Here is a 21268-nt window from a genome sequence, read left to right on the forward strand (position 1 = left end):
CCGCCGCCGCGTCGTTGGCCGCGCCCGGGGTGTCGATCAGGGTGAGCACGGGAACCCCGAGCCGGTCGGCCAGCCGGACCACCCGGGCCGCCGCGCGGTAGCCGGCCGGACGGGTCGCGGTACCGCACTGGGCCACGTACGCGATCGACCGCCCGTCGCGCCGCCCGAAGCCGCAGAGCAGCCCCGGGTCCGTACCCCCGCAGCGGTCGCCGCCGAGCGCGAGCCGATGGTCGAAATACGCGTCCAGATACGCCTCGGCGCGCGGCCGGGAGGGCGAGCGGGCCTGCCGCACCGCGTCCCAGCCGGTCACCGGGAGGCCGGTGGCGGACAGGGCGTCCGGTACGGGGGCGGGCAGCGCCGGGGAGCCCGGGGCATGCAGCGCCCGCAGCCAGTGGGCCACCGTCTGCGGGAGCTCGTCCGGCGGGACGACCGCGTCGATCTGACCGGCGGCCAGCTGGCCCTCGGCGGTGTACGCGTGCGGGTCCGCGTCCGGCGGCCGTACCCGGGAACCGGCGAACCCGACCTGGGCGCCCGGCAGCGCCAGGATCACATCGGCGCCCGCCCCCAGAGTGGCCCAGCCGCCCCCCGTCGTCGGGTCGCGCAGCACCGCGAGCTGTGCGGGGCCCGCCGCCCGCAGCCGCGCCGAGGCCCGGGCCACCCGCTGGAGCTGGGTCAGGGCGACCATGCCCTCCTGCATCCGGCTGCCGCCCGTCGCGATGAGCGAGACGAGCGGCAGCGCCCGGGTCCGGGCGGCCTCGTACGCGGCCTCCAGCCGGTCCCCGGTGCGCTGCCCCAGCGAACCGCCCAGGAACCCGAACTCGAACGAGACCAGCACGCAGCGCCGGCCGCCGACCGAGGCGAGGCCGTGCACGACGGACTCCTCCTCGCCGGTCCGGGCGGCGGCGCGGGCCCGGGAGTCCGCGTACCCGGCCCAGGCGAGCGGACCGTCCCCTGCGCTGTCGCGACCGGGCGCGGCGGGTTCCGGGAACTCCTCGAAGTCCGCGGTGAGTGCCGCGATCGCCGCTCTCGCCGTCAGCCGGTCAGCCATGGAGCGACCGCTTCATGATCTTGCCGAGGTCGTTGCGGGGCAGCGCGTCCAGGTAGCGGACGGTGCGCGGGCGCTTGTGCGGGGAGAGCTGGGCGGCCACATGGTCCGCGAGCTCGTCCCCGGACGGCGGTGACGCCGGGTCGGCCGGCACCACCCAGGCGACGATCCGCTCGCCCAGATCCGGGTCCGGTTCACCGGTGACGGCGGCCTCGCGGACACCGGGGTGGTCCAGGAGCGCGTTCTCGATCTCCCCGGCGCCGATCTTGTAACCGCCACTCTTGATCAGGTCGGTGGCCTTGCGCCCGACGATCCGTACGTAGCCGTCGGCGTCCCGGGTGGCCATGTCCCCCGTACGGAACCAGCCGTCCTCGGTGAGCGCGGCGGCCGTGGCGTCGGGGCGGTTCAGATAGCCGGTGAAGAGGTTCGGGCCGCGCACCTGGATCTCGCCGATGGCGTCGGGGCCGGTGCCGTCCTCGGCGAGGACGGTGCCGTCCTCCTCGACCAGGCGGAGCTGCACGCCGCGCAGGGGCGCGCCGACCGTTCCGGGGCGCGGCTCGCCGTCGGCCCGGATGCCCGTGTTCATCAGGGTCTCCGTCATGCCGTACCGCTCGATGACCCGGCGGCCGGTGGCAGCGGCGATCCGCTCGTGGTCGTGCACCGGCAGCGCGGCCGACCCGGACACCAGCAGCCGGGCTCCGGCCAGCGCCTTCGCCAGCCCCTCTGCCCCGGGGCCGTCGAGGGCCTCGGCCAGCCGGTGGTACATCGTCGGTACGCCGAAGAGTATGGTGCCGCCGGACGACAGTTCCCGGGCCACCCCGTCGGTGGAGAACCTGCCCAGGTGCCGTACCGAACCGCCCCGGCGCAGCGGCCCGAGCACGCCCAGGATCAGGCCGTGCACATGGAACAGCGGCAGGGCGTGGACGAGCACGTCGTCGCCGGTCCACTGCCAGGCGTCCTCCAGCGCGTCCAGCGATGCGGCGATCGCCCGCCGCGGCAGGATCGCGCCCTTGGGCGGACCCGTGGTGCCGGAGGTGTAGACGATCAGCGCGGGGGACTCGGGGGAGGGCTCGGGGAGCGCGGCGCGGGCGCCCTCGGCGGCCGTGTCGACGTCGATGCGCTCCAGCGCGTCCAGCACCGGCGGGAGCGTGTCGCCAGCCCCGGCCAGCACCGCGGCCGGTTCGCTGTCGGCCACGATGTGGGTGAGTTCGCGCGTCCCCGTCTTCGGGTTGAGGGGAACCGCGGGCACCCCGGCACGCAGCGCGGCCACGACGGCGACCACGGTCTCGGGTGTGGGAGTGGCCCAGACCGCGACCCGCCCGGCGCCGGCGAGACGCCCGGCGAGCGCGGTGGAGGCGGTGGCCAGCCGGTCGTAGGTCATGGTGTGTTCGCCGAACCGGGTGGCTTCCCGGGTCGAGCCGTCATCCGGCACAAACAGAAGAGGAGTCACCCACCGCACCCTAAGGGCTACGCCGAACGGGAGACCCTATGGCCTGTCCGGCGGATCACGGCCGGGGTTGCGACGTCTGGCACGGCACCTCGCGGCGTTGCCGAAACGTCCGAACAGCTCCGCTGTCAGGAGGCTCCGGCGCCTGCACCGCACCGGACACCGCGCCCTGTCCGACCCCGATCCGCCGGACAGGCCCTAGTCCCGCTGGAGCCCCCGCATGCGGCCGTACACGTACACGCAGCCCGCCAGCGCCAGGTCCGACAACAGCATGAAGCCGATCGAGTACGAGCCCTTCGCGCTGTAGATCGCGCCCATCACCAGCGGCGGCACGAAGCCGCCCAGGCCGCCCATCGCACCGACGATCCCGGTCACGCTGCCCACCTTCGCCTGCGGCGTCACCTGCGAGACCAGGGCGAAGACGCTGCCGCTCGCGGTGCCCAGGCCCGCCGCCATGCAGAGCAGCGCGATCGTGCCGCCCGGGGCCAGCGGCGGGTCGAAGGCCTGGACGATCGCCATCAGGGCGGCCAGGCCGAGCGCCGCCGCCGTGATCACGGCCGGGTGGACACGGTCCGAGAGCCAGCCGCCGATCGGCCGGAAGACGACCGTGACCAGGGCGAACCCGGCGGCCTTCGTGCCGGCGTCGGTGGGCGACAGGTCGTACCAGGTCTTCAGATACGTGGGGAGGTAGACGCCGAACGCGACGATTCCGCCGAAGCCGATCGCGTACAGCGCGGACAGCTCCCAGGTGACCCGCAGCCGTCCGGCGTCGGCCAGCCGGTGGCCGAGCGAAGCGGTCGGCACCGGGCGGCCCGGACGGTCGGTGACCAGCACCGCGGCCAGTGCCGCGTATATCACGAGCGCCGCCGCGACCACCAGGTACGGCAGGTTCTCGCCGTGCCCGGCGATCCGCGGGGTGAAGTACCCGGACAGGGCGACACCGCCCATGCCCATGCCGAACACCCCGAGCGCCAGGCCCCGCTTGGCGGGCGGGAACCAGGAGTTGACCAGCGGGATGCCGATCGCGAAGGTGGTGCCGCCCAGGCCCAGCAGAAAGCACACGGCGAGCATCGCGGCGTAGGAGCCCCGTGCCGGGATCAGCAGCATTACGGGCACGATGGTGAGCGCCGAGACCAGCGGGAACATCAGCCGTGCGCCGTACTTGTCGGTGAGCGCGCCGGCCGGGATCCGGCCCAGCGAACCGACCAGTACCGGCACCGCCACCAGCAGTGACTGCTCGAACGAGGTCAGCCCCAGCCGCTCCTTGTAGTCCCCGGACAGGGGCGCGATCAGGTTCCAGGCCCAGAAGGTGAGCCCGAAGCCGATCGTGGCCGTCACGAGGTTGCGATACGCGGCCGCGGACGGTGTGCCGACCGTGGCGGGGGACTGCTTGACGGCTGTATCCACCCCTTCAGTCAAGGGCGGGCACAGGCCGCGGGCCTGCCGGAATGCGCCATGCGGGGTCACCCCGGTGCTTGGGGGGCCGGGAACGGGGGCGGGGTACCGCCGGACACGACTTGCCCAGTCACGAACCGGACAAAGCTGCGACAATCGCAGTATGGACCGTCTGGACAGAGAAATCCTCGGCATCCTCCAGGAGGATGCCCGGATCTCGTACCGCGATCTGGGCGTACGGGTCGGGCTCAGCGCCAACGCGGCGGCCGACCGGGTGCGCAGACTGCGCCGAGATGGCGTCATCCGCGGCTTCACCGTGATCATCGACCCGGCCGCCGACACCCGTACCGGTCTCGTCGTCTTCATCGATGTGACGCTGCGGATCGATACGACCAACGAGGTGTTCGAGCGGGCGGTGCTCGCCCTGCCCGGCATCACCGAAGTGGTCCATGTGACCGGCGGCCACGACTATCTGGTACGGGCCACCGTCGCCGACACCACGGCCCTGGACGGGCTGCTGCGCCGACTCAAACGGGAGGCCGGGGTCGCCCACTCCAACACCCGGGTCGCGCTCAGAGCGGCGCCTGCCAGGTGACGGTCGACGAGCGCGAGCCGTCCTCGTCGCGGCCGTCGTCGGCCACCGTCAGCCGGACCGCGGCCCGCCCGTCCGGCAGCTCGGCGGTCACGTCCACCTCCACCTCGATCGCCGACACCCCGGTCCGCCGGTGCGCGGTCGCGAGTGCGCACCGCAGCGCGGCGAGCAACTGCCGGTCCACCGGATCCCGGACCAGTGCGTCGACCGCCCCGGTGAAGTGCACCGACGGCGGGAAGCCGAGTACGGCGGCGGCGCCCCCGGTCTCCCGCAGCACCCGGCCGCGGAAGGTGGCGGGGGCCTCGGCGGGCGGCTGCTGGAGGGCGAAGATCGCCGTCCGGACCTCCTGAATGGTGGAGTCCAGCTCGTCGACGGCCCGGCCGAGCAGCTCGTCCGTCTCCGGGGCCCCGGCCTTGCGGCGGGTCGACTCCAGCATCATCTCGGTCGCGAACAGCCGCTGGACCACGAGGTCGTGCAGATCGCGGGCGATCCGGTCCCGGTCCTCGTACACCGCGAGCTGTTCCCGGTTGTGCCGGGCGTCCGCCAGGACCAGCGCGAGCGCGGCCTGCGAGGCGAACTGCGTGGCCAGCAGCCGGTCCATGGCCGTGTACGGGCGGTCGCCGCGCCGCCGGGGCAGGGCGAGGGTGCCGATCAGCCGGCCGTCGCTCTGCAACGGCAGCATCATGCTCGGGCCGAACCGCGACCGCACATGCGTCGTCATCCGCGGATCGGTCGCCGAGTCCTCGATGAACACCGGTTCCCCGCCCAGCAGTTGGACCAGCACATCGGAGCCGGGCTCGATGGCCGTACCGACGATCCCGGCCGGGTCGTCGAGGGTGGAGGCGGTGACGATCTCCATCCCGCCCTCCTCGTTCGGCTGGAGGATGACCCCGGCACAGGCGTCGGCGAGCGTTCTGGCCCGTTCGGCGACGGTCATCAGCGCGTCGGCCGCGCTCCCGCCGGTCAGCAGGGCGGTGGTGACGGCGGCCGCCCCCTCGATCCAGCGCTCCCGCTGCCGGGCCGCCTCGTACAGCCGGGCGTTGGCGATCGCGATGCCGGCCTGCGAGGCCAGCGCCCTCAGCACCGCCGTGTCCGCGTCGGTGAAGCCGCCGGTGTGCTTCCCGGTGAGGCAGAGGTTGCCGAAGAGCTGGTCGTGCACCCGGATCGGCGTCCCGAGGAAGGAGCGCATCGGGGGACGGCCGGGCGGCACCCCGCCGGTCGGCGGCTCGGCGGTCAGGTCGTCGCGGCGCCACGGCCCCGGCTCGTCGGCGAGCGCGCCGAGCATCCCCGAGTGCCCGTCCGGGAACCGGCCGATCCGCTGCCGCTCGGTGTCGTCGAGCCCCGAGGTGTACAGCTCACCGATGGTGCCGCGCTCCGGGTCGAGCATCCCGAGCACGCCGCACCGGGCCCCGGTCAGGACCGTCGCGGTGTCCACGATCTGCCGGAGCATGGCCCGCAGTTCGAGATCGGGGCCGAGGCCGAGCACCGCCTCCAGGAGCATCGACAGCGGCGGCTTCTCCGGGGCGGGAGCCGCCCCGGACGGTCCCGCGTCCACTGTCTCTTCGGTTGTCTCTTCGGTCATGCGCCGTACCCCCTTGGTGCTCAGCAGGCGAGCGGGTCGAGGACCAGCGGCTCGATCTCTCCGTCCAGCATGGCGCCCAGCCCCAGCACCGCGCAGACGTCCGGCCGCTCCGCGATGTGCACCGGCACGCCCGTCGCGTCCCGCAGCATCTGGTCGAGGCCGGGCAGCAGGGCGCTGCCGCCGACCATCATGATTCCGCAGTCCGCGAGGTCGGCCACCAGATCGGGCGGGCATTCGCGCAGGATCTTGCCGAGCCCGTCCAGGACCGCGGTGAGCGGGGCGTGGATGGCCTGCTGCACGGCGGCGGTGTCGACATGCACCGAGCGGGCCAGACCGGTCGCCACGTCCCGGCCGTGGATCTCGGTCGTGGCGGGCCCCTTCGAGGTCAGGCCGCTGCCGCTGAGCGCCAGTTGCAGCGGGCGGACGGACTGACTCGGCAGCATCAGCTGATGGTGCTGCCGCAGATGCTGGATCACCGCGTGGTCGATGGCGTCGCCGCCGACGGGGATGCGTACGGCGCTCACGATCGAACCGAGCGAGAGCACCGCGATCTGGGTGGTCGCGGCCCCGCACACCATGATCATGGTCGCGGTCGGCTGCTCGACCGGCAGCCCGCAGCCGACGGCCGCCGCGATCAGGGTGTCGACCAGTTCGACCCGCCGGGCACCGAGGCCGACCAGCGTCTCGACGGCGGCCCGCTGGGCGAGCGGATCGCTGTCGTGCGGGGTGCAGGCCGCGGCCCGCAGCCGAGGCTTGCGGCGCAGCTGCCGGCGGAGCTTCTCGCCGAGCAGATGGCGGAGCATGCGCTGGGCCATCTCGATGTCGACGACGGTCCCGCCGGAGACCGGGCGGACCACCCGGATGTAGTCGGGGGTACGGCCCGTCATCTGTTCGGCGAGCGCGCCGACGGCGATGAGTGACCCGGTACGGGTGTTCACCGCGGCGACGCTCGGCTCGTCGACGACGAGCCCGAGGCCCTTGACGTACACCCGGGTCCGGGCGGCCCCGAGGTCGACGGCGACATGGCAGCGGCGCAACTGCTCAAGACTGACGGTCACGGCAGGTCTCCCGAGAGCGCGGACGGTGGCACCGGCGGCAGCCGGCCTCTCTGGCATAGTGCGCCGTTCGGAGTCATGGCGCGCGCTGGGATGAGCCGTAGGGGTACTGAGCTGACGGGCCGACAGAAGGGTGCGGTACGCGCGGATCAGCCCGGCAGCAGCCGCTGGAACAGTCCCCAGGTGAACTCGGCGACGTACGGCTCGCCCGTTCCCGGCGCGGTGATCGCCAGCGCCCACCGGGTCGGCGCGCTGCCCTCCATCGGGCGGGCCGGCGCGAAGGCCCGCGCGACCTCGTCGACCGTGCCCGACCAGGGGCGCAGATCCTCGACCGTACGCAGCTCGGGGCCCGGCGCCCCCGGCGCCCGGACCAGCCACTCGTTCCAGACCGCGCCGTTCGGTGCGACCATCACCTCGAACCACAGGTCCGGCCACAGCTCCATCGGCCACCGCAGCGCGTCGCACTCCAGGTCGCCGATCGTGCGGCGTACGGACGACACGGGTTCGCCGAGCACCGAACGGTAGCGGCGCAGGGCGCCCCGTGCGCCGGGCGCCCGCACCATGGCCTGCCAGCGGCGGTTGGCCTCGCGCAGCTCGGCGGACGAGGCGCCCAGCCGGTGCCGGGCGTCCTCGACGAGGCCGGGCTGATGGTCGGCCATCCGGCGCAGCAGGACGAGCTGGAACTCACGGGGGCCGAAGGGCGCGGGCGCGGTCATGGACTCAACGGTTCCACACCCCGCGAGCCCCGGCCCGATCCAGCCGAAAGCCCCTGACCGCCGGACGGACCCGGCTCGCCCAGCATCCGGCGCAGCAGGTCCCGCAGCATCGTCCGGTCCCCGTCCGACAGCTCGGCCAGCGGCTCCCGGGCGAAGGTGAGCGAATCGCGCAGCTGCTGCGCCGTCCGCGCGCCCAGCTCCGTCGGAGCGGCCAGCTTCACCCGCCGGTCGGCCGGATCCGGCCTGCGCTCCACCAGGCCGCGCGTCTCCAGCCGGTCGACGATGCCGGTGACGTTCGACGGCTCGCACTTCAGCTTCTGGGCGATCCTGCGCATCGGCATCGGTTCCAGCGAGAGCAGCCCGAGCACCCGCGCCTGTGCACCGGTGAGCGAGTGGGCCGCCGCGGCCTCGTCGTACTCCTCGTAGTAGCGCGCCACGACGGTACCGATGAGCTCGACGACTTCGAGGGTCAGAGGGTCTGTACGGGTGGTGGCCATGACACCCAGGATAGCCGGTTGCTTGACAACATGAAATATTCAGGAGCATGGTTGTTTCACCACCTGAAGTATTTCGCTTCCCCGGCGCGGCCGCGACCGCCCCGGCCGGAGCTTCCCCCGCTCCGTAGGACATCGAGGAGAATCCGAGCCCATGTCAGCAGCACTTCCCACGTCCGGCCGTGAATGGCACCTTGTCGCCCGCCCCCACGGCTGGCCGAAGGCCGAGGATTTCGCGCTGCGTGAGGCCCCGGTCGCCGCTCCCGGCGAGGGCCGCGTCCTCGTCCGCAACCTGCACTTCTCGGTCGACCCGTACATGCGGGGCCGGATGAACGACGTGAAGTCATACACCCCGCCCTTCAAGCTCGACCACCCCATGGACGGCGGAGCGGTCGGCGAGGTCATCGCCTCGAACGCCGAGGGCTTCGCGGTCGGCGACCACGTCCTGCACGGTCTCGGCTGGCGCGAGTACGCCCAGGTCCCGGCCGAGCACGCGGTGAAGGTCGACGCGTCGCTCGCCCCGCTCTCCGCCTACCTCGGGGTGCTCGGCATGACCGGGCTCACCGCCTACGCGGGCCTCTTCGAGGTCGCCTCCTTCAAGGAGGGCGACGCCGTCTTCGTCTCCGGCGCGGCCGGCGCGGTCGGCAGCCAGGTCGGCCAGATGGCGAAGATCAAGGGCGCCTCGCGGGTCATCGGCTCGGCCGGTTCCGAAGAGAAGGTCCAGCTCCTCGTCGAGGAGTACGGCTTCGACGCGGCCTTCAACTACCACGACGGCCCGGTCGCCGAGCAGCTGCGCGCGGCCGCCCCCGACGGCATCGACGTCTACTTCGACAACGTCGGCGGCGAGCACCTCGAAGCGGCGATCTCCTCGCTCAACCTGCACGGCCGCGTCACCGTCTGCGGAATGATCGCCCAGTACAACGCGACCGAGCCGACCCCCGGCCCGCGCAACCTCGCCCTCGTCATCGGCAAGCGGCTGCGCATCCAGGGCATGCTCGTCAGCGATCACGCCGCACTCCAGCCGCAGTTCGTCCAGGATGTCGCCGGCTGGCTGGCCTCGGGCGAGCTGAAGTACCGCGAGACCTTCGTCGAGGGCATCGAGAACGGCTTCGACGCCTTCCTCGGTCTGCTGCGCGGCGAGAACACCGGAAAGATGATCGTCTCCCTCGCCTGACAGCCGCTCCGGCGCACCCGTTAGGCTCACCAACAGGCCGTCGCGATCGCGGGCGCGAGTCGCGGCGCACAGCAGGAGGAATCCTCAGCATGACCATTCAGGACATAACCGTTGCCTACACCGCCGTCGCCACCGCCGAGAACGGCCGTGACGGCCGCGTCTCGTCCGACGACGGCAACCTCGACGTCGTCGTCAACCCGCCCAAGGCCATGGGTGGAAGTGGTGCGGGCACCAACCCGGAGCAGCTCTTCGCGGCCGGCTACAGCGCCTGCTTCCAGGGTGCGCTCGGCGTGGTGGCCCGTCAGGAGAAGGCGGACATCTCCGGCTCCACGGTGACCGCCGAGGTCTCCATCGGCAAGACGGCCGAGGGCGGCTTCGGTCTGGAGGTGGCGATCAGCGCCACCATCCCGAACGTCGACACCGCCACCGCGCGGGCGCTCGTCGAGAAGGCCCACCAGGTGTGCCCGTACTCGAACGCCACACGAGGGAACATCAAGGTCGAGCTGTCGGTCGCCTGACCGCGCTCGCAGCCGGCCGCGGGCCGTACCCCCGAAGGGGTGCGGCCCGCGGCCGTGTTCCGGACACGGGAAGGTCCGGTCCGGCGATTGGGGGCAAACCGTCCGGACGGCCGTGCCCCGCCCCAACGCCCCGGCCGGCGGCCCCCTTCCCCACCAGTACGCTGACGCCATGCGTGATCTAGGGGCGGGCTTCGGCTACTTGATAAAGGGACAGCGCTGGGTCGGCCGGCACGGACGCTGGTTCGGCTTCGGACTGCTGCCCGGACTTCTCACACTCGTCCTGTACGCGGGCGCCCTGGTCGGTCTCGGCTACGGCGCCGACGACCTCGTGGACTGGGCGACCCCGTTCGCCGACGACTGGTCCTCGCCCTGGCTCGGCCTGCTCCGCACCACCCTGACCGTGCTGGTCTTCGGCCTCGGACTCTTCCTCGCCGTGATCACGTTCACCGCCGTGACCCTGCTGGTCGGCCAGCCCTTCTACGAGTCGCTCTCCGAGCAGGTCGACCGCACGGAGGGCGGCGCGGTCCCCGAGTCCGGGCTGCCGCTCTGGCGGGAGCTGTGGATCTCCGCCCGCGACAGCGTCCGCATCCTGGTGCGGGTGGGGTGCTACGCGGTGCTGCTCTTCGCCCTCGGATTCATTCCGGTCGTCGGCCAGACCGTCGTCCCCGTGATCGGCTTCTGCGTCACCGGCTACTTCCTTGCCGAGGAGCTCACCGCCGTCGCCCTCCAGCGCCGCGGCATGGTGCTGCGGGACCGGCTCGCCCTGCTGCGCGGCCGCCGCCTGCTGACCCTCGGCTTCGGTGTACCGCTGGGGCTCGCCTTCCTGATCCCGTTCGTCGCCGTGTTCCTGATGCCGGGCGCCGTCGCCGGGGCGACTCTGCTGGCGCGTGATCTGGTGCCGTCCGTCGAGAACGAGAACAAGGGCGAGAACAAGGGCGAGGACGAGGGCGAGACTCCGACTCCGTACGACCTCGACAAGGACTGAGGAGAGCACCCGCCCATGACCGAGCTCATCGCTGTCGCCGTCATCACCGTCCTCGCCGTCATCAGCCCCGGTGCGGACTTCGCGATGGTCATCCGCAACAGCTACCTGTACGGCCGGACGACGGGGCTCATGGCCGCCCTCGGGGTCGCCGCGGGCGTGCTCGTCCACGTCACCTACACGATGCTCGGCGTCGGGCTGCTGATCGCCTCGTCGACCGCCCTGTTCACCGCGATCAAGCTGGTCGGCGCGGCCTATCTCGTCTACATCGGGCTGCGTACCTTCTTCGCCCGCGGCGATCTCGACGTCGACCTGGAGTCCAAGCCGCAGCTGACGCGGTTCGGGGCCCTGCGCACCGGTTTCCTCACCAACGCGCTGAACCCCAAGACCACGCTCTTCGTCGTGTCGACCTTCACCCAGGTCGTCGGGCCCGGAACCAGTGTGTGGCAGCAGGCCGGCTACGGGCTGTTCATGTCCGCCGCCCACTTCGGCTGGTTCGCCCTGGTCGCGCTGTTCTTCTCGAACTCGCGCCTGCGCACCTCGATGCTGAGGTGGCAGAAGGCCCTCAACCGGGGCATCGGATCGGTGCTCGTCGGACTGGGCGTCACCCTGGGCCTGGCCCGCTGAGCGACGCCCGCCGCGCCCGATCCGAACGGAAGACGCCGATTCAGCTGGTGTGCACTTCCAGCGCCGACCTGACCGCCGACTCCAGCGCCCCCTCGATCCAGGCCGGCTTGATCGAGGTGTGGCAGCCGGCGAAGTGCAGCGGCCCCTCGACCGACCGCACATCGGCGAAGAGTTCGGTGTGCTGGCCGGGCAACAGCACCGACGCCTCGCCGTACGCGTACGGGTCACGCATCCACGACTGGGTGGCGCCGACGCCCGTGTAGAACACCTCGACGCGCTGCCCGTACACGTCCTGCACCCCGCCCAGGGCGTGCGGATAGCGCTCGTCGTCGTCCAGCGAGTCCCACTTCAGCGCGTCGTCGGCCCAGCTGTACGAGGCGAGGACGACACCGCCCGCGCTGCCCTCGACCGGGTGGGAGGGCTGGAACATGAAGCGGTTGGGGTTGTCGGTGACCGATCCGCCGCCGATGACATGCGCCGCCTCGGGCTGGTTGCGGGCGGTGGCCCGGTACGCCGCGTAGTGCACCCGCTGGTTGGGCGGGAGGTGACCGCGCGGTACGGAGGGGTGGGCGCCCAGCAGCGAACCGTCGGCCGGTGCCTTGCCCAGCCGGTAGGCGTCGTACAGACCGGGCCTGACCTTCTCCAGCTCAACCTTCCAGTCCTTCTCCTCGAACTCCCACCAGCGGCGGCTGAATTCGAGCAGCACCTTGGTCGCCGCGTCGTAGTGGATCTCGGTGATCGCACGCCGCTTGCCGTACGACAGCGCGGGCGAGACGGGGATGTGGCGCAGCCCGGAGAACGGCACGGTGATGATCGCCCGGTCGCCGCGGAACGTCTGCCGCACCAGCGGCTTGCCGTTGCGGCCCTCGGAGATCGTCTCGACCTCGACGCTGTCGCTGCCGTAACTGATCCTGGTGGCCCGGCGGTCCAGCCGCACCACGTCCTCGACCCGCTTGTACATCGCGTCGGCAAGGGTGGCCGTGCCGTCCGGCAGCTCGAAGAACGCGGTGTCCGGGCTGATCAGGGAGGCCCCGATGAAGCTGTGCACAAAGGCGAGATGGAGGCGGGACGTGAGGTTCTCGACCGTGCCGATGAGGTCGATGGTGCGCTCGTCGAGCTTGGCCGCCTCGGTCAGGAAGCGGAACATCGACCAGTGCCCGTACTTCTGGATCACCCGGGCCCAGCCCTCGACGAGTTCCCGGCCCTCCAGCCCCTCGAACTCCTTGCGCACCGGCGCGAACGCCTCGCGCACGATCGTCGCGGCGGTCTTGTTCTCGAACTCGGCGGGGACCCCGAACGAGCGGTTGATGGCCCGGGGCCTCTTCGCGTAGTCGGCCTTGCGCATCCGGATGCCGTTGACGTGGATCCAGGTGCGGTTGACGGGCCGGCCCTCGGCGTCGACGTCCACCAGGTAGAAGCGGCGGCGCTTCAGACCGAAGCTGTCCATGAGGCCGGTGACCAGCGGATGGCTGTCGGGGATGCGCATCGCGCCGGCCTCGGCGTACTGCTTCGGGTCCGCGAACGGGGCCTTCGCGTTCTCGTGGCCGCCCTTGCGGAAGGTCTTGATCCGGCCGCCGACGCGGTTGCCGTTTGCCTCGATGACGGTGACGGTGTGCCCGGCGCTGCGGAGCAGGTGGGCGGCGGTGAGCCCGGCCGGGCCGGCGCCCACGATCAGCACCTTCTTGGGGTCCCTGCGGCTGCGCGGCAGGCCCTTGGACAGCAGGATGTCGCGGTAGAGGGGGACCAGCGGCTGGTCCTGCTCGTCGCGGACGAGGATGGCGCGGGCGATGGCCAGGCAGGCGTCCCAGTCCGAGCCGGTGGCCGCGGGGGCGAGCGCGGTACCGGATGCGGCGGCTCCGGCGGCTCCGGCGGCGCCGGGCGCGGCGGCGCTCGCGGCTCCGGCGGCGGTGACGGCCAGGGCCGCGGCACCGGCGGTGGCACTCGTGATCAGGGTGCGGCGGGAGGACAGGCCGGAGGAGGGTCCGGCGGGCTTGGAAGTCATGCGGCCAACCCTGGGGCGCCCGGGAGGGTGCCTTGTGCCCGAACGCGCGTAGACCACCCGGAATCACCCGCAGGAGGCCCTGATTGTTTACGTTCTCACCCGCGTCGCCGCAGGTCATGTCATGATTGCGGGTTCTTCGGAGTCTCTGGTTCCGACGGCTGCAACAGCGCCAGGAAATCCCCGAACGCCGCGGGCATGTCCACCGATTCCGGGTCCAGCAGCCACTGGTACTGGAGCCCGTCCAGCACCGCCACCAGCAGCGGCGCCGCGCGCTCCGGGGTCAGCCCGCCGGGCAGCCGGTCGCCGTACTCCGCGCGCAGTATCGCCGCCATGCTCGCCCGGACCTGGGTGTAGCGGCGGGTGAAGAACTCCCGCGCGGGATGACCCTCCGTCACGCTCTCGCCGAGCAGGGCGGAGAACGTCTGGACGATGCCGGGCCGCATCGCGTTGTACTCCACCAGCGAGGCCAGCAGCTCGATCCGCCAGACGCCGTCGCCCCGGGTGCCGCCGGTGTCCCACTGGTCGCGCTCCTCCAGCACGGCGACGAGCAGCGCCTCCTTGGTCGGGAAGTAGTGCAGGAGCCCCTGCTGACTGAGGCCGACCCGCTCGGCGACGGCGCTCAGCGAGGCGCCGCGGTAGCCGCGCTCGGCGATCACTTCGAGCGTGGCCCGGACGATCTCCGCCCGCCGCTCCGTACTTCTGGCCCGCACCATCGCCCCGGCCCCTTTCGGCGCTTCATCGGTCCCGCACTGGGGACCGTACGCCATCCCGAAAATCACAGAACGATAACAAAACCTACTGCTCTACCTGTGATGGGGTCAGTATGGAGGCATTCAGTCCAGAATCCGACGAGGAGGAACGGCCGTGGCAGACGCGTCCACACCCACCCACCCCGATGCGGCCCGCGAGGCCGTGGTCGACGCGGCGCTCGCCGCGCTGGGGCTCGACGACAAGGCACGGCTGCTGGCCGGCCAGGACATGTGGTCGCTGCCCGCACTCCCCGCCATCGGGCTGCGCTCCCTGGTGATGTCCGACGGACCGATCGGGGTCCGGGGCGTCGCCTGGAGCGCCGACGACCCGTCCGTCGCCCTGCCCTCGCCCACCGCGCTGGCCGCGACCTGGGACCCGGCGCTGGCCCGCCGGGCCGGCCGGCTGCTGGCCCAGGAGGCCCACCGCAAGGGGGTGCACGTCCTCCTCGCCCCGACCGTGAACCTGCACCGGACCCCGCTCGGCGGGCGCCACTTCGAGACGTACAGCGAGGACCCGTACCTCACCGGCGAGATCGGCACCGGCTATGTGCTCGGGGTGCAGGACGGCGGGGTCGGCACGACCGTCAAGCACTTCGTCGCCAACGACGCCGAGACCGACCGCTTCACCGTCGACAACATCGTCGCCCCGCGCACCCTGCGCGAGATCTACCTCGCCCCGTTCGAACGGATCGTCAGGAACGCCCACCCCTGGGGCATCATGGCCGCCTACAACCGGGTCAACGGCTTCACCATGACCGAGCACCGCTATCTGCAGAACGCGGTGCTGCGCGGCGAGTGGGGCTTCGACGGCTACATCGTCTCCGACTGGCTGGCCGCCCGCTCCACCGTCGCCGCCGTCAACGGCGGCCTCGATGTCGCGATGCCCGGCCCGAAGACGGTGTACGGCAGGGCGCTCGCCGACGCCGTGCGGGCCGGTGAGGTCGAGGAGTCCGTCGTCGACGGCGCCGTACGCAATGTGCTGCGGCTGGCCGCCCGCGTCGGCATCCTGGACGGCGCCCCGCCCGTCGTCGACGAGGCCGGCCGCCCCGAGGCGGTCGACGGCGACGCCCTGGCCCGTGAGATCGCCCGCCGCTCCTTCGTGCTCGTACGCAATGAGCGCGCCGCCCTGCCGATCGACCCGGCGGCCGTCCGCAGGATCGCGGTCAGCGGGGCGCTCGCCCGGGACGCCCGGGTCCTCGGCGGCGGCTCCGCCCAGGTCTTCCCGCACCACATCGTCACCCCGCTCGACGGCCTCCTCGCCGCCCTTCCCGAGGGCGTCGTCGACTACCGGGTCGGCGCCGACCCCAACACCGAACTCACTCCCGCGGAGAAGGGCTTCGGGCTCAAGGCCGTCTGCTACGACGAGGCCGGCACCGTCATCGGCTCCGCGCCGCTGCGGGGCGGTACCGTCCAGTGGATCGGTGACGACCTCCCCGAGGGCGTCACCCGCCGGGCGCTGCACAGCGTCGAGATCACCGGCACCTTCGTCCCGCGCGACAGCGGCGAGCACATCTTCGGCACCCGCGGCACCGGCGCGCTCACCCTTACCGTCGCGGGCGAGACCCTGTACGACGAAATCCACCGGGTCACCGGATCCGCCGACCCCGGCGAGGCCTTCTTCGGCAACCCGCTGGAGCGCGGCCGGATCACCCTCACCGCGGGCGAACCCGTCGAGATCTCGCTGCGGCAGGTCCCCGAGACCCTGGGCGACGACGAGCCGATCCTCGGCGTCTCGTTCTCCCTCTGCCACCTCGGCCCGCGCCGCGACCCCGAGGAGCTGATCGCCGAGGCGGTCGAGTCGGCCCGCGCCGCGGACACCGCGATCGTCGTCGTCGGCACCACCGAACGCGTCGAGTCCGAGGGCTTCGACCGCACCGACCTGAGGCTCCCGGGCCATCAGGACGAGCTTGTCAGGGCGGTCGCCGCCGCCAACCCGAACACCGTCGTGATCGTCAACTCCGGCTCCCCGGTGGAGCTTCCGTGGCGCGACGAGGTCGCCGCGGTGCTGCTCAGCTGGTTCCCCGGCCAGGAGGCCGGCCACGCGCTGGCGGACGTCCTGCTCGGCGCCGGGGAACCGGGCGGGCGCCTCCCCACCACCTGGCCGGCCGCGCTCACCGACGTCCCGGTCTCGAACACCGCCCCCACCGACGGCGAACTCCACTACGACGAGGGCGTCTTCGTCGGCTACCGGGCCTGGGAGAAGTCCGGCACCGCGCCCGCGTACCCCTTCGGCCACGGGCTCGGCTACACCACCTGGGAGTACGAGAACCTGACGGCCGACCCGGACTCCGTCACCGTCCGCGTCCGCAACACCGGCACCCGGCCCGGCGCCGAGACCGTCCAGATCTACCTGGCGCCCCGGGACGACACCGCCGACCGCCCGGCCCGTTGGCTGGCCGGCTTCGCCCGGGTCGAGGCCGCGCCCGGCGAGAGCGCCGAGGCGGTGATCGCGCTGGAGCGACGGGCTTACGAGATCTGGGACGAGGAGGCGTACGACTGGGTCCTCGTCCCAGGCGCGTACGAGGTGCAGGCGGCCCACTCGCTGGGTGACGTACGTCTGACGGCGGCCGTGGACATCAAGGACTAGGGGCGGCCGGGCGGCGGATCATGGCCGGGGTCGCCCCTGGCGGCCGGGCAGGGGGACGGGACGACCCCGTCCCCCTGCCGCCGTCAGCGCACCGTGAATCCGTACACGGTCGTCGAGACGAACTCCTCGCCCGGCCGCAGCACCGTGCTCGGGAACGCGGGCCGGTTCGGGGAGTCGGGGAAGTGCTGGGTCTCCAGCGCGATCCCGGCGCACGGTCCGAACGGCCGCCCGTCGAAGTGGTCCGCCGTGTACAGCTGGAGCCCCGGCTCCGTCGTGGTCACGGTCAGCACGCGCCCCGAGGCCGCGTCGTACAGCTCGGCCGCCGGGCCCGCTCCCGCCGCGTCCAGCACGAAGTTGTGGTCGTAGCCCGCGCCGACCGGCGCCGGCTCACGGAAGTCGAACCGGGACCCGTCCACCGGCAGGAACTCGCCCGTTGGCAGCGATTCGGCGTCCGTCGGAGTGATCCGCCCGGCCGCGATCCGCAGCCGCTGCCCGAGCGCGCTGCCGCTGTCGTCGCCGGCGAGGTTCCAGTACGTGTGGTTCGTCAGGTTCAGCACCGTCGGGGCGTCGGTCGTCGCCCGGTACGTGATCCGCAGCGCCCCGCCCTCGTCCAGGGTGTAGGCCGCCGACACCGCGAGGCGGCCGGGGAAGCCCTCCTCGCCGTCCTCCGAGACCAGCGAGAGCTCGACACCGTCGACCACCTCCCGCGCCCGCCACACGCGCTTGTCGAAGCCCCTGGCCCCGCCGTGCACCTGGTTGCGCCCCTCGTTCGGCGTCAGCCGGTGCGTGTGCCCGTCCAGCTCGAAACGGGCCCCGCCGATCCGGTTCGCGTACCGCCCGACCAGCGCGCCGAAGTACGGGCCGGAGAACGTCTCGTACCCGGCGAGGTCCGGCAGCCCGAGGGCGACACCCACCCGCGCCCCGTCCCGGTCCGGCACCTCCACCGACTGCACGATGCCGCCGTACGTCAGCACGCGCACCCGCGTACCGTCCCGTTCCAGCGTCCAGCGGTGCACGGGGGTGCCGTCCGCGAGGGTGCCGAAGTCTTCCGTGCGCATCGCCGTGCGCGAACCAGTGACCATGATCACGGACCTTACGCCGGAGGCCGGGCGGCGGTGACATTGCGGTACGCGATCTCCGCCAGCCTCGCCTGCCCGTCGCGCCCGGGATGGAACCAGTCCCATTGGCTGAGCTGCCTGCCGGTGAACGGGTAGTCGAAGACCGCCCCGCCGTCGTAACGGCAGCGCAGGTCCTTCACACAGACCTCCCGGAGCACCTTGTTGTACGCCACGACCCGCTCCTGCACCGATGCCCGCCGGGCCATCGCGGGCGCTCCCATGTCGTCCGCGTCGCCCAGCATCGACTGACAGATCCCCAGCTTCCAGATCTGCTTGCCCAGCGCGTTGCCGCGCCCCGTCGACCAGAGCCGCTTGAGATCCGGCACGCTCGACACATACACCTGCGCCTTCGGTGCCCCGGCCCGCAGCTGACGCATCGACGCCTCGAACGAGGCACGGAAATCAGCCACCGGCGTCATGTACCGCGCCGAGTCCCGGCAGGCGTCATTGGCGCCGATCATCACTGTCACCAGATCGGGTTCTTCCTTCGCGGCCAGCGCCATCTGCTCCGGCAACTGCGCGATCCTGGCGCCCGTCTCGGCGTGGTTCCAGCTGCGCGCGGCGGCCCCCGACTCACCGAGCAGCCGCACGGCGAGGCTGCGCACCTGGCTGTCGGTGCCGGTCGCCCAGGACACCTCCGGACAGTCCGCCAGCACCGAACAGGCGTCGAAACCACGGGTGATGGAGTCGCCGACGGCGGCCACCGATCCCGGTTCGCGGTCCCAGACCGGGCCGGGCCTGGCGGACGGCTGCGCGGCCGCCCCCTTCGTCGTCCCCTCCGGGCCGGAGTCACAACCGGTCAGAACGGCCGCGCCGAGCAGTGAGAGCGCCGCCAGGACGGCGGCCGAGGTACGCGAACGGCGGCGGGCGGAACGATCCTGCATCCCTTGGTCCCCTCGGTTATGCCCCCGGCAACCCCTGGTGGCACCGGTCGGAAGGCCCGGCCGCTCCGGCGGGTGAAAGCTGAGCGAATGATGGACCCAGGACCGACCGTACGTCACACCTGGGACCCCGCCGCGCGGTAGCTTTTCCTCGGCGAACCAGCGGCGCGTTCCCCCGCCCGGCTCCACTCGGGTGGCTTTCCGGAAATCACATCACGTCACATACTGTCCCTTTTCAGGAGCTTCACCCCGATGCTGTTTACTGATGACAACCTCGGGATCCGGCCGAGAAGAGACGGTACGGGCGCGAGGCCGCTGGGGAAGGCGAACTTCGTCCCACACTGGAGGTCCCGGTGACGACACGTGGAGTTCTGTACGTTCACTCCGCACCGCGCGCGCTCTGCCCCCATGTCGAATGGGCGGTGGGGGGCGTCCTCGGTGTGCGGGTCCAGCTGGACTGGATCAGACAGCCTGCCGCGCCCGGCACCTGGCGGTCCGAGTTCTCCTGGCAGGCCCGCCCCGGCACGGCGTCCAAGCTCGCCTCCGCGCTGCGGGGCTGGGACCTGCTGCGCTTCGAGGTGACGGCGGAGCCGAGCCCCACGTCGGAGGGCGAGCGCTACAGCTCCACGCCCGGCCTCGGCATCTTCCACGCCGTCACCGGCATGCACGGCGACATCCTGGTCCCCGAGGACCGGCTGCGGGCGGCGCTGGCACGGTCCGTGCGGGGCGAGACCGACCTGGAGGCCGAGATCGCCAAACTGCTCGGCAAGCCCTGGGACGACGAGCTGGAGTCCTTCCGCCACGCGGGCGAGGGCGCGCCGGTGCGGTGGCTGCACCAGGTGGTGTGACGGCGCGAAAATAAGCCCCTCCGGCGATCGAGGAGCGGGGTCCGGGGCGGAGCCCCGACATCCCCCCCCCGCCGGCTGCGCGGGCGGCGCCCGCCCCCCCCCCCCCCACGGGGGCGTTGCCCCCGCACCCCCACTCCTCGATCGCCGGAGGGGCTTGATTGTGCAGGTCAGACGCTGCGGAACGCCAGGACCACGTTGTGCCCGCCGAACCCGAACGAGTTGTTGATCGCGGCGATCGAACCCTCCGGCAGCGGCCGGGGCTCATCGCGCACGATGTCCGCCTCCACGGCCTCGTCGAGGTGCTCCACGTTGATCGTCGGCGGCGCCGTCCGGTGGTGCAGCGCCAGGACCGTCGCGACGGTCTCGATGCCGCCCGCGCCACCGAGGAGGTGACCGGTCATCGACTTCGTCGCGGAGATCGCGACATGGTCGAGGTCGTCGCCCAGGATCTTGCGCAGCGCCTTCAGCTCCGCGACGTCGCCCTGCGGGGTCGACGTGGCGTGCGCGTTGAGGTGCACGACCTCGGAAGGCTTGAGGTCCGTCTGGTCCAGCAGGTTCTGCATTGCGGCGGCGATGCCGCGCCCGGTCGGCTCGGGCTGCGCGATGTGGTGGGCGTCCGCGGACAGCCCCTGGCCCAGCACCTCGCAGTAGACCTTGGCGCCACGCGCGGCGGCGTGCTCCGCGGACTCCAGGACGACGACCCCGGCGCCCTCGCCGAGTACGAAGCCGTCACGGCCGGTGTCGTACGGGCGGGAGGCCTTCTCGGGCTCCTCGTTGTTCTTGGACATCGCCATCATGTTGGCGAACGCGGCGATCGGCAGCGGGTGGATCGCCGCCTCGGTGCCACCGGCGAGGACCACATCGGCGCGGCCGGTGCGGATCATCTCGACGGCGTACCCGATCGCCTCGGCGCCCGAGGCGCAGGCGGAGACCGGCGTGTGCACACCGGCCTGGGCGTTGACCTCCAGGCCGACGTTGGCCGCCGGGCCGTTGGGCATGAGCATGGGCACGGTGTGCGGGGAGACGCGGCGTACGCCCTTCTCCTTGAGCACGTCGTACTGGTCGAGCAGGGTGATCACACCGCCGATGCCGGAGGCGATGACCGAGCCCAGCCGCTCGGGCTGGATGTTCTCGTCCTCGCCGGCCTTGCCGGTGAAACCGGCGTCCGCCCAGGCCTCACGGGCCGCGATCAGCGCGAACTGCGCCGAGCGGTCCAGCTTGCGGGCGAGCGGGCGGGGCAGGACGTCGCCCGGGTCGACTGCCGCGAGGGCGGCGATCCGGACGGGCAGTTCGGCGAAACGTTCGCCCTCGAGAGGCTTGACGCCGGAACGACCGGCCATCAGACCTTCCCAGGTCGACGCCGAGTCGCCACCCAGCGGAGTGGTTGCGCCGATACCGGTGACGACCACGGTGCGATTGGTCGAGTTCACTGGAAAATCTTCTCCACGTGTAGAGG

At 72.2% G+C, this 21268-nt stretch carries 19 protein-coding genes; 7 read left to right on the forward strand and 12 right to left on the reverse strand.

Features of this window, described 5'->3' with window-relative positions:
- The 3 genes from ABZY11_RS05800 to ABZY11_RS05810 form a co-directional block, all read right to left on the reverse strand.
- The coding region (locus ABZY11_RS05800) for a carboxyl transferase domain-containing protein (protein ID WP_356477907.1) at positions 1–1048 on the reverse strand (1048 nt) is incomplete at its 3' end.
- Positions 1041–2495 carry an acyl-CoA synthetase gene (locus ABZY11_RS05805; RefSeq protein ID WP_356477908.1) on the reverse strand — a complete coding sequence of 485 codons (1455 nt, stop codon included), beginning with the start codon at positions 2493–2495 and terminating at the stop codon, positions 1041–1043. The genes ABZY11_RS05800 and ABZY11_RS05805, both read right to left, overlap by 8 nt.
- Positions 2496–2690: 195 nt before the next feature.
- On the reverse strand, positions 2691–3899 hold the full coding sequence (locus tag ABZY11_RS05810; protein WP_356477909.1) for an MFS transporter: 1209 nt from the start codon (positions 3897–3899) through the stop codon (positions 2691–2693).
- A 151-nt stretch (positions 3900–4050) separates the two neighbouring features.
- Between ABZY11_RS05810 and ABZY11_RS05815 the strand changes: the two genes are divergently transcribed.
- The gene (locus ABZY11_RS05815; RefSeq protein WP_356477910.1) at positions 4051–4482 is read left to right on the forward strand and encodes an Lrp/AsnC family transcriptional regulator; all 432 of its coding nucleotides are present in this window, start codon (positions 4051–4053) and stop codon (positions 4480–4482) included.
- Here the strand turns inward: ABZY11_RS05815 and ABZY11_RS05820 are convergent.
- From ABZY11_RS05820 to ABZY11_RS05835, 4 genes are all read right to left on the reverse strand, one after another.
- Positions 4460–5980 carry a GAF domain-containing protein gene (locus ABZY11_RS05820; RefSeq protein ID WP_356477980.1) on the reverse strand — a complete coding sequence of 507 codons (1521 nt, stop codon included), beginning with the start codon at positions 5978–5980 and terminating at the stop codon, positions 4460–4462. The two genes, ABZY11_RS05815 and ABZY11_RS05820, sit on opposite strands and share 23 nt — an antisense overlap.
- 101 nt (positions 5981–6081) lie before the next feature.
- The gene (locus ABZY11_RS05825; protein ID WP_356477911.1) at positions 6082–7119 is read right to left on the reverse strand and encodes a rod shape-determining protein; all 1038 of its coding nucleotides are present in this window, start codon (positions 7117–7119) and stop codon (positions 6082–6084) included.
- Positions 7120–7265: 146 nt separating this feature from the next.
- A complete protein-coding gene (locus tag ABZY11_RS05830) occupies positions 7266–7832 on the reverse strand; it encodes a hypothetical protein (RefSeq protein WP_356477912.1) in 567 nt (188 codons plus the stop codon).
- Entirely contained in the window at positions 7829–8329 is a 501-nt protein-coding gene (locus tag ABZY11_RS05835; RefSeq protein ID WP_356477913.1) for a MarR family transcriptional regulator, read from the reverse strand. Before ABZY11_RS05835 ends, ABZY11_RS05830 begins: the two co-directional genes overlap by 4 nt.
- A 151-nt stretch (positions 8330–8480) precedes the next feature.
- On the opposite strand from ABZY11_RS05835, the gene ABZY11_RS05840 reads away from it, so the two are divergent.
- The 4 genes from ABZY11_RS05840 (at position 8481) to ABZY11_RS05855 (ending at position 11627) form a co-directional block, all read left to right on the forward strand.
- The gene (locus tag ABZY11_RS05840; RefSeq protein WP_356477914.1) at positions 8481–9500 is read left to right on the forward strand and encodes an NADP-dependent oxidoreductase; all 1020 of its coding nucleotides are present in this window, start codon (positions 8481–8483) and stop codon (positions 9498–9500) included.
- Positions 9501–9589: 89 nt separating this feature from the next.
- Positions 9590–10018, forward strand: a complete 429-nt coding sequence (locus ABZY11_RS05845) for an organic hydroperoxide resistance protein (protein WP_356477915.1) — start codon at positions 9590–9592, stop codon at positions 10016–10018.
- A gap of 169 nt (positions 10019–10187) precedes the next feature.
- Positions 10188–11003 carry an EI24 domain-containing protein gene (locus ABZY11_RS05850; protein ID WP_356477916.1) on the forward strand — a complete coding sequence of 272 codons (816 nt, stop codon included), beginning with the start codon at positions 10188–10190 and terminating at the stop codon, positions 11001–11003.
- A gap of 15 nt (positions 11004–11018) precedes the next feature.
- Positions 11019–11627 carry a LysE family transporter gene (locus ABZY11_RS05855; RefSeq protein WP_356477917.1) on the forward strand — a complete coding sequence of 203 codons (609 nt, stop codon included), beginning with the start codon at positions 11019–11021 and terminating at the stop codon, positions 11625–11627.
- Positions 11628–11667: 40 nt separating this feature from the next.
- On the opposite strand, the gene ABZY11_RS05860 is transcribed toward ABZY11_RS05855, so the two are convergent.
- Entirely contained in the window at positions 11668–13629 is a 1962-nt protein-coding gene (locus ABZY11_RS05860; protein ID WP_356477918.1) for an FAD-dependent oxidoreductase, read from the reverse strand.
- Between the two features lie 119 nt (positions 13630–13748).
- Complete coding sequence (locus tag ABZY11_RS05865) at positions 13749–14342, reverse strand: TetR/AcrR family transcriptional regulator (protein WP_356477919.1); 594 nt, start codon at positions 14340–14342, stop codon at positions 13749–13751.
- A 151-nt stretch (positions 14343–14493) separates the two neighbouring features.
- Here ABZY11_RS05865 and ABZY11_RS05870 point away from each other — a divergent pair, with 151 nt between their 5' ends.
- Positions 14494–16965, forward strand: a complete 2472-nt coding sequence (locus tag ABZY11_RS05870) for a glycoside hydrolase family 3 C-terminal domain-containing protein (protein WP_356477920.1) — start codon at positions 14494–14496, stop codon at positions 16963–16965.
- Positions 16966–17048: 83 nt separating this feature from the next.
- Here ABZY11_RS05870 and ABZY11_RS05875 read toward each other — a convergent pair whose 3' ends face one another.
- Positions 17049–18047 (reverse strand): aldose epimerase family protein, encoded by a 999-nt coding sequence (locus ABZY11_RS05875; RefSeq protein WP_356477921.1) that lies wholly within the window; start codon positions 18045–18047, stop codon positions 17049–17051.
- 11 nt (positions 18048–18058) lie between these two features.
- Positions 18059–18967 (reverse strand): SGNH/GDSL hydrolase family protein, encoded by a 909-nt coding sequence (locus ABZY11_RS05880; RefSeq protein WP_356477922.1) that lies wholly within the window; start codon positions 18965–18967, stop codon positions 18059–18061.
- A gap of 350 nt (positions 18968–19317) precedes the next feature.
- Between ABZY11_RS05880 and ABZY11_RS05885 the strand changes: the two genes are divergently transcribed.
- Positions 19318–19812 carry a DUF3145 domain-containing protein gene (locus ABZY11_RS05885; protein ID WP_356477923.1) on the forward strand — a complete coding sequence of 165 codons (495 nt, stop codon included), beginning with the start codon at positions 19318–19320 and terminating at the stop codon, positions 19810–19812.
- Between the two features lie 167 nt (positions 19813–19979).
- Here ABZY11_RS05885 and fabF read toward each other — a convergent pair whose 3' ends face one another.
- Positions 19980–21242: a beta-ketoacyl-ACP synthase II gene (gene fabF, locus ABZY11_RS05890; RefSeq protein WP_356477924.1), complete on the reverse strand. Its 1263-nt coding sequence runs from the start codon at positions 21240–21242 to the stop codon at positions 19980–19982.
- Positions 21243–21268 lie beyond the last annotated feature (26 nt).

Source organism: Streptomyces sp. NPDC006510 (assembly GCF_040611955.1).
Taxonomy (GTDB): Bacteria; Actinomycetota; Actinomycetes; order Streptomycetales; family Streptomycetaceae; genus Streptomyces.

Bases quoted from the DNA above. Each gene is read 5' to 3' on its own strand.
- ABZY11_RS05840 (WP_356477914.1), top strand. From the start codon at position 8,481: ATGTCAGCAGCACTTCCCACGTCCGGCCGTGAATGGCACCTTGTCGCC.
- ABZY11_RS05845 (WP_356477915.1), top strand. From the start codon at position 9,590: ATGACCATTCAGGACATAACCGTTGCCTACACCGCCGTCGCCACCGCC.
- ABZY11_RS05815 (WP_356477910.1), top strand. From the start codon at position 4,051: ATGGACCGTCTGGACAGAGAAATCCTCGGCATCCTCCAGGAGGATGCC.
- ABZY11_RS05855 (WP_356477917.1), top strand. From the start codon at position 11,019: ATGACCGAGCTCATCGCTGTCGCCGTCATCACCGTCCTCGCCGTCATC.
- ABZY11_RS05835 (WP_356477913.1), bottom strand. From the start codon at position 8,329: ATGGCCACCACCCGTACAGACCCTCTGACCCTCGAAGTCGTCGAGCTC.
- ABZY11_RS05875 (WP_356477921.1), bottom strand. From the start codon at position 18,047: ATGGTCACTGGTTCGCGCACGGCGATGCGCACGGAAGACTTCGGCACC.
- ABZY11_RS05850 (WP_356477916.1), top strand. From the start codon at position 10,188: ATGCGTGATCTAGGGGCGGGCTTCGGCTACTTGATAAAGGGACAGCGC.
- ABZY11_RS05860 (WP_356477918.1), bottom strand. From the start codon at position 13,629: ATGACTTCCAAGCCCGCCGGACCCTCCTCCGGCCTGTCCTCCCGCCGC.
- ABZY11_RS05865 (WP_356477919.1), bottom strand. From the start codon at position 14,342: ATGGTGCGGGCCAGAAGTACGGAGCGGCGGGCGGAGATCGTCCGGGCC.
- ABZY11_RS05820 (WP_356477980.1), bottom strand. From the start codon at position 5,980: ATGCTCCTGGAGGCGGTGCTCGGCCTCGGCCCCGATCTCGAACTGCGG.
- ABZY11_RS05830 (WP_356477912.1), bottom strand. From the start codon at position 7,832: ATGACCGCGCCCGCGCCCTTCGGCCCCCGTGAGTTCCAGCTCGTCCTG.
- ABZY11_RS05880 (WP_356477922.1), bottom strand. From the start codon at position 18,967: ATGCAGGATCGTTCCGCCCGCCGCCGTTCGCGTACCTCGGCCGCCGTC.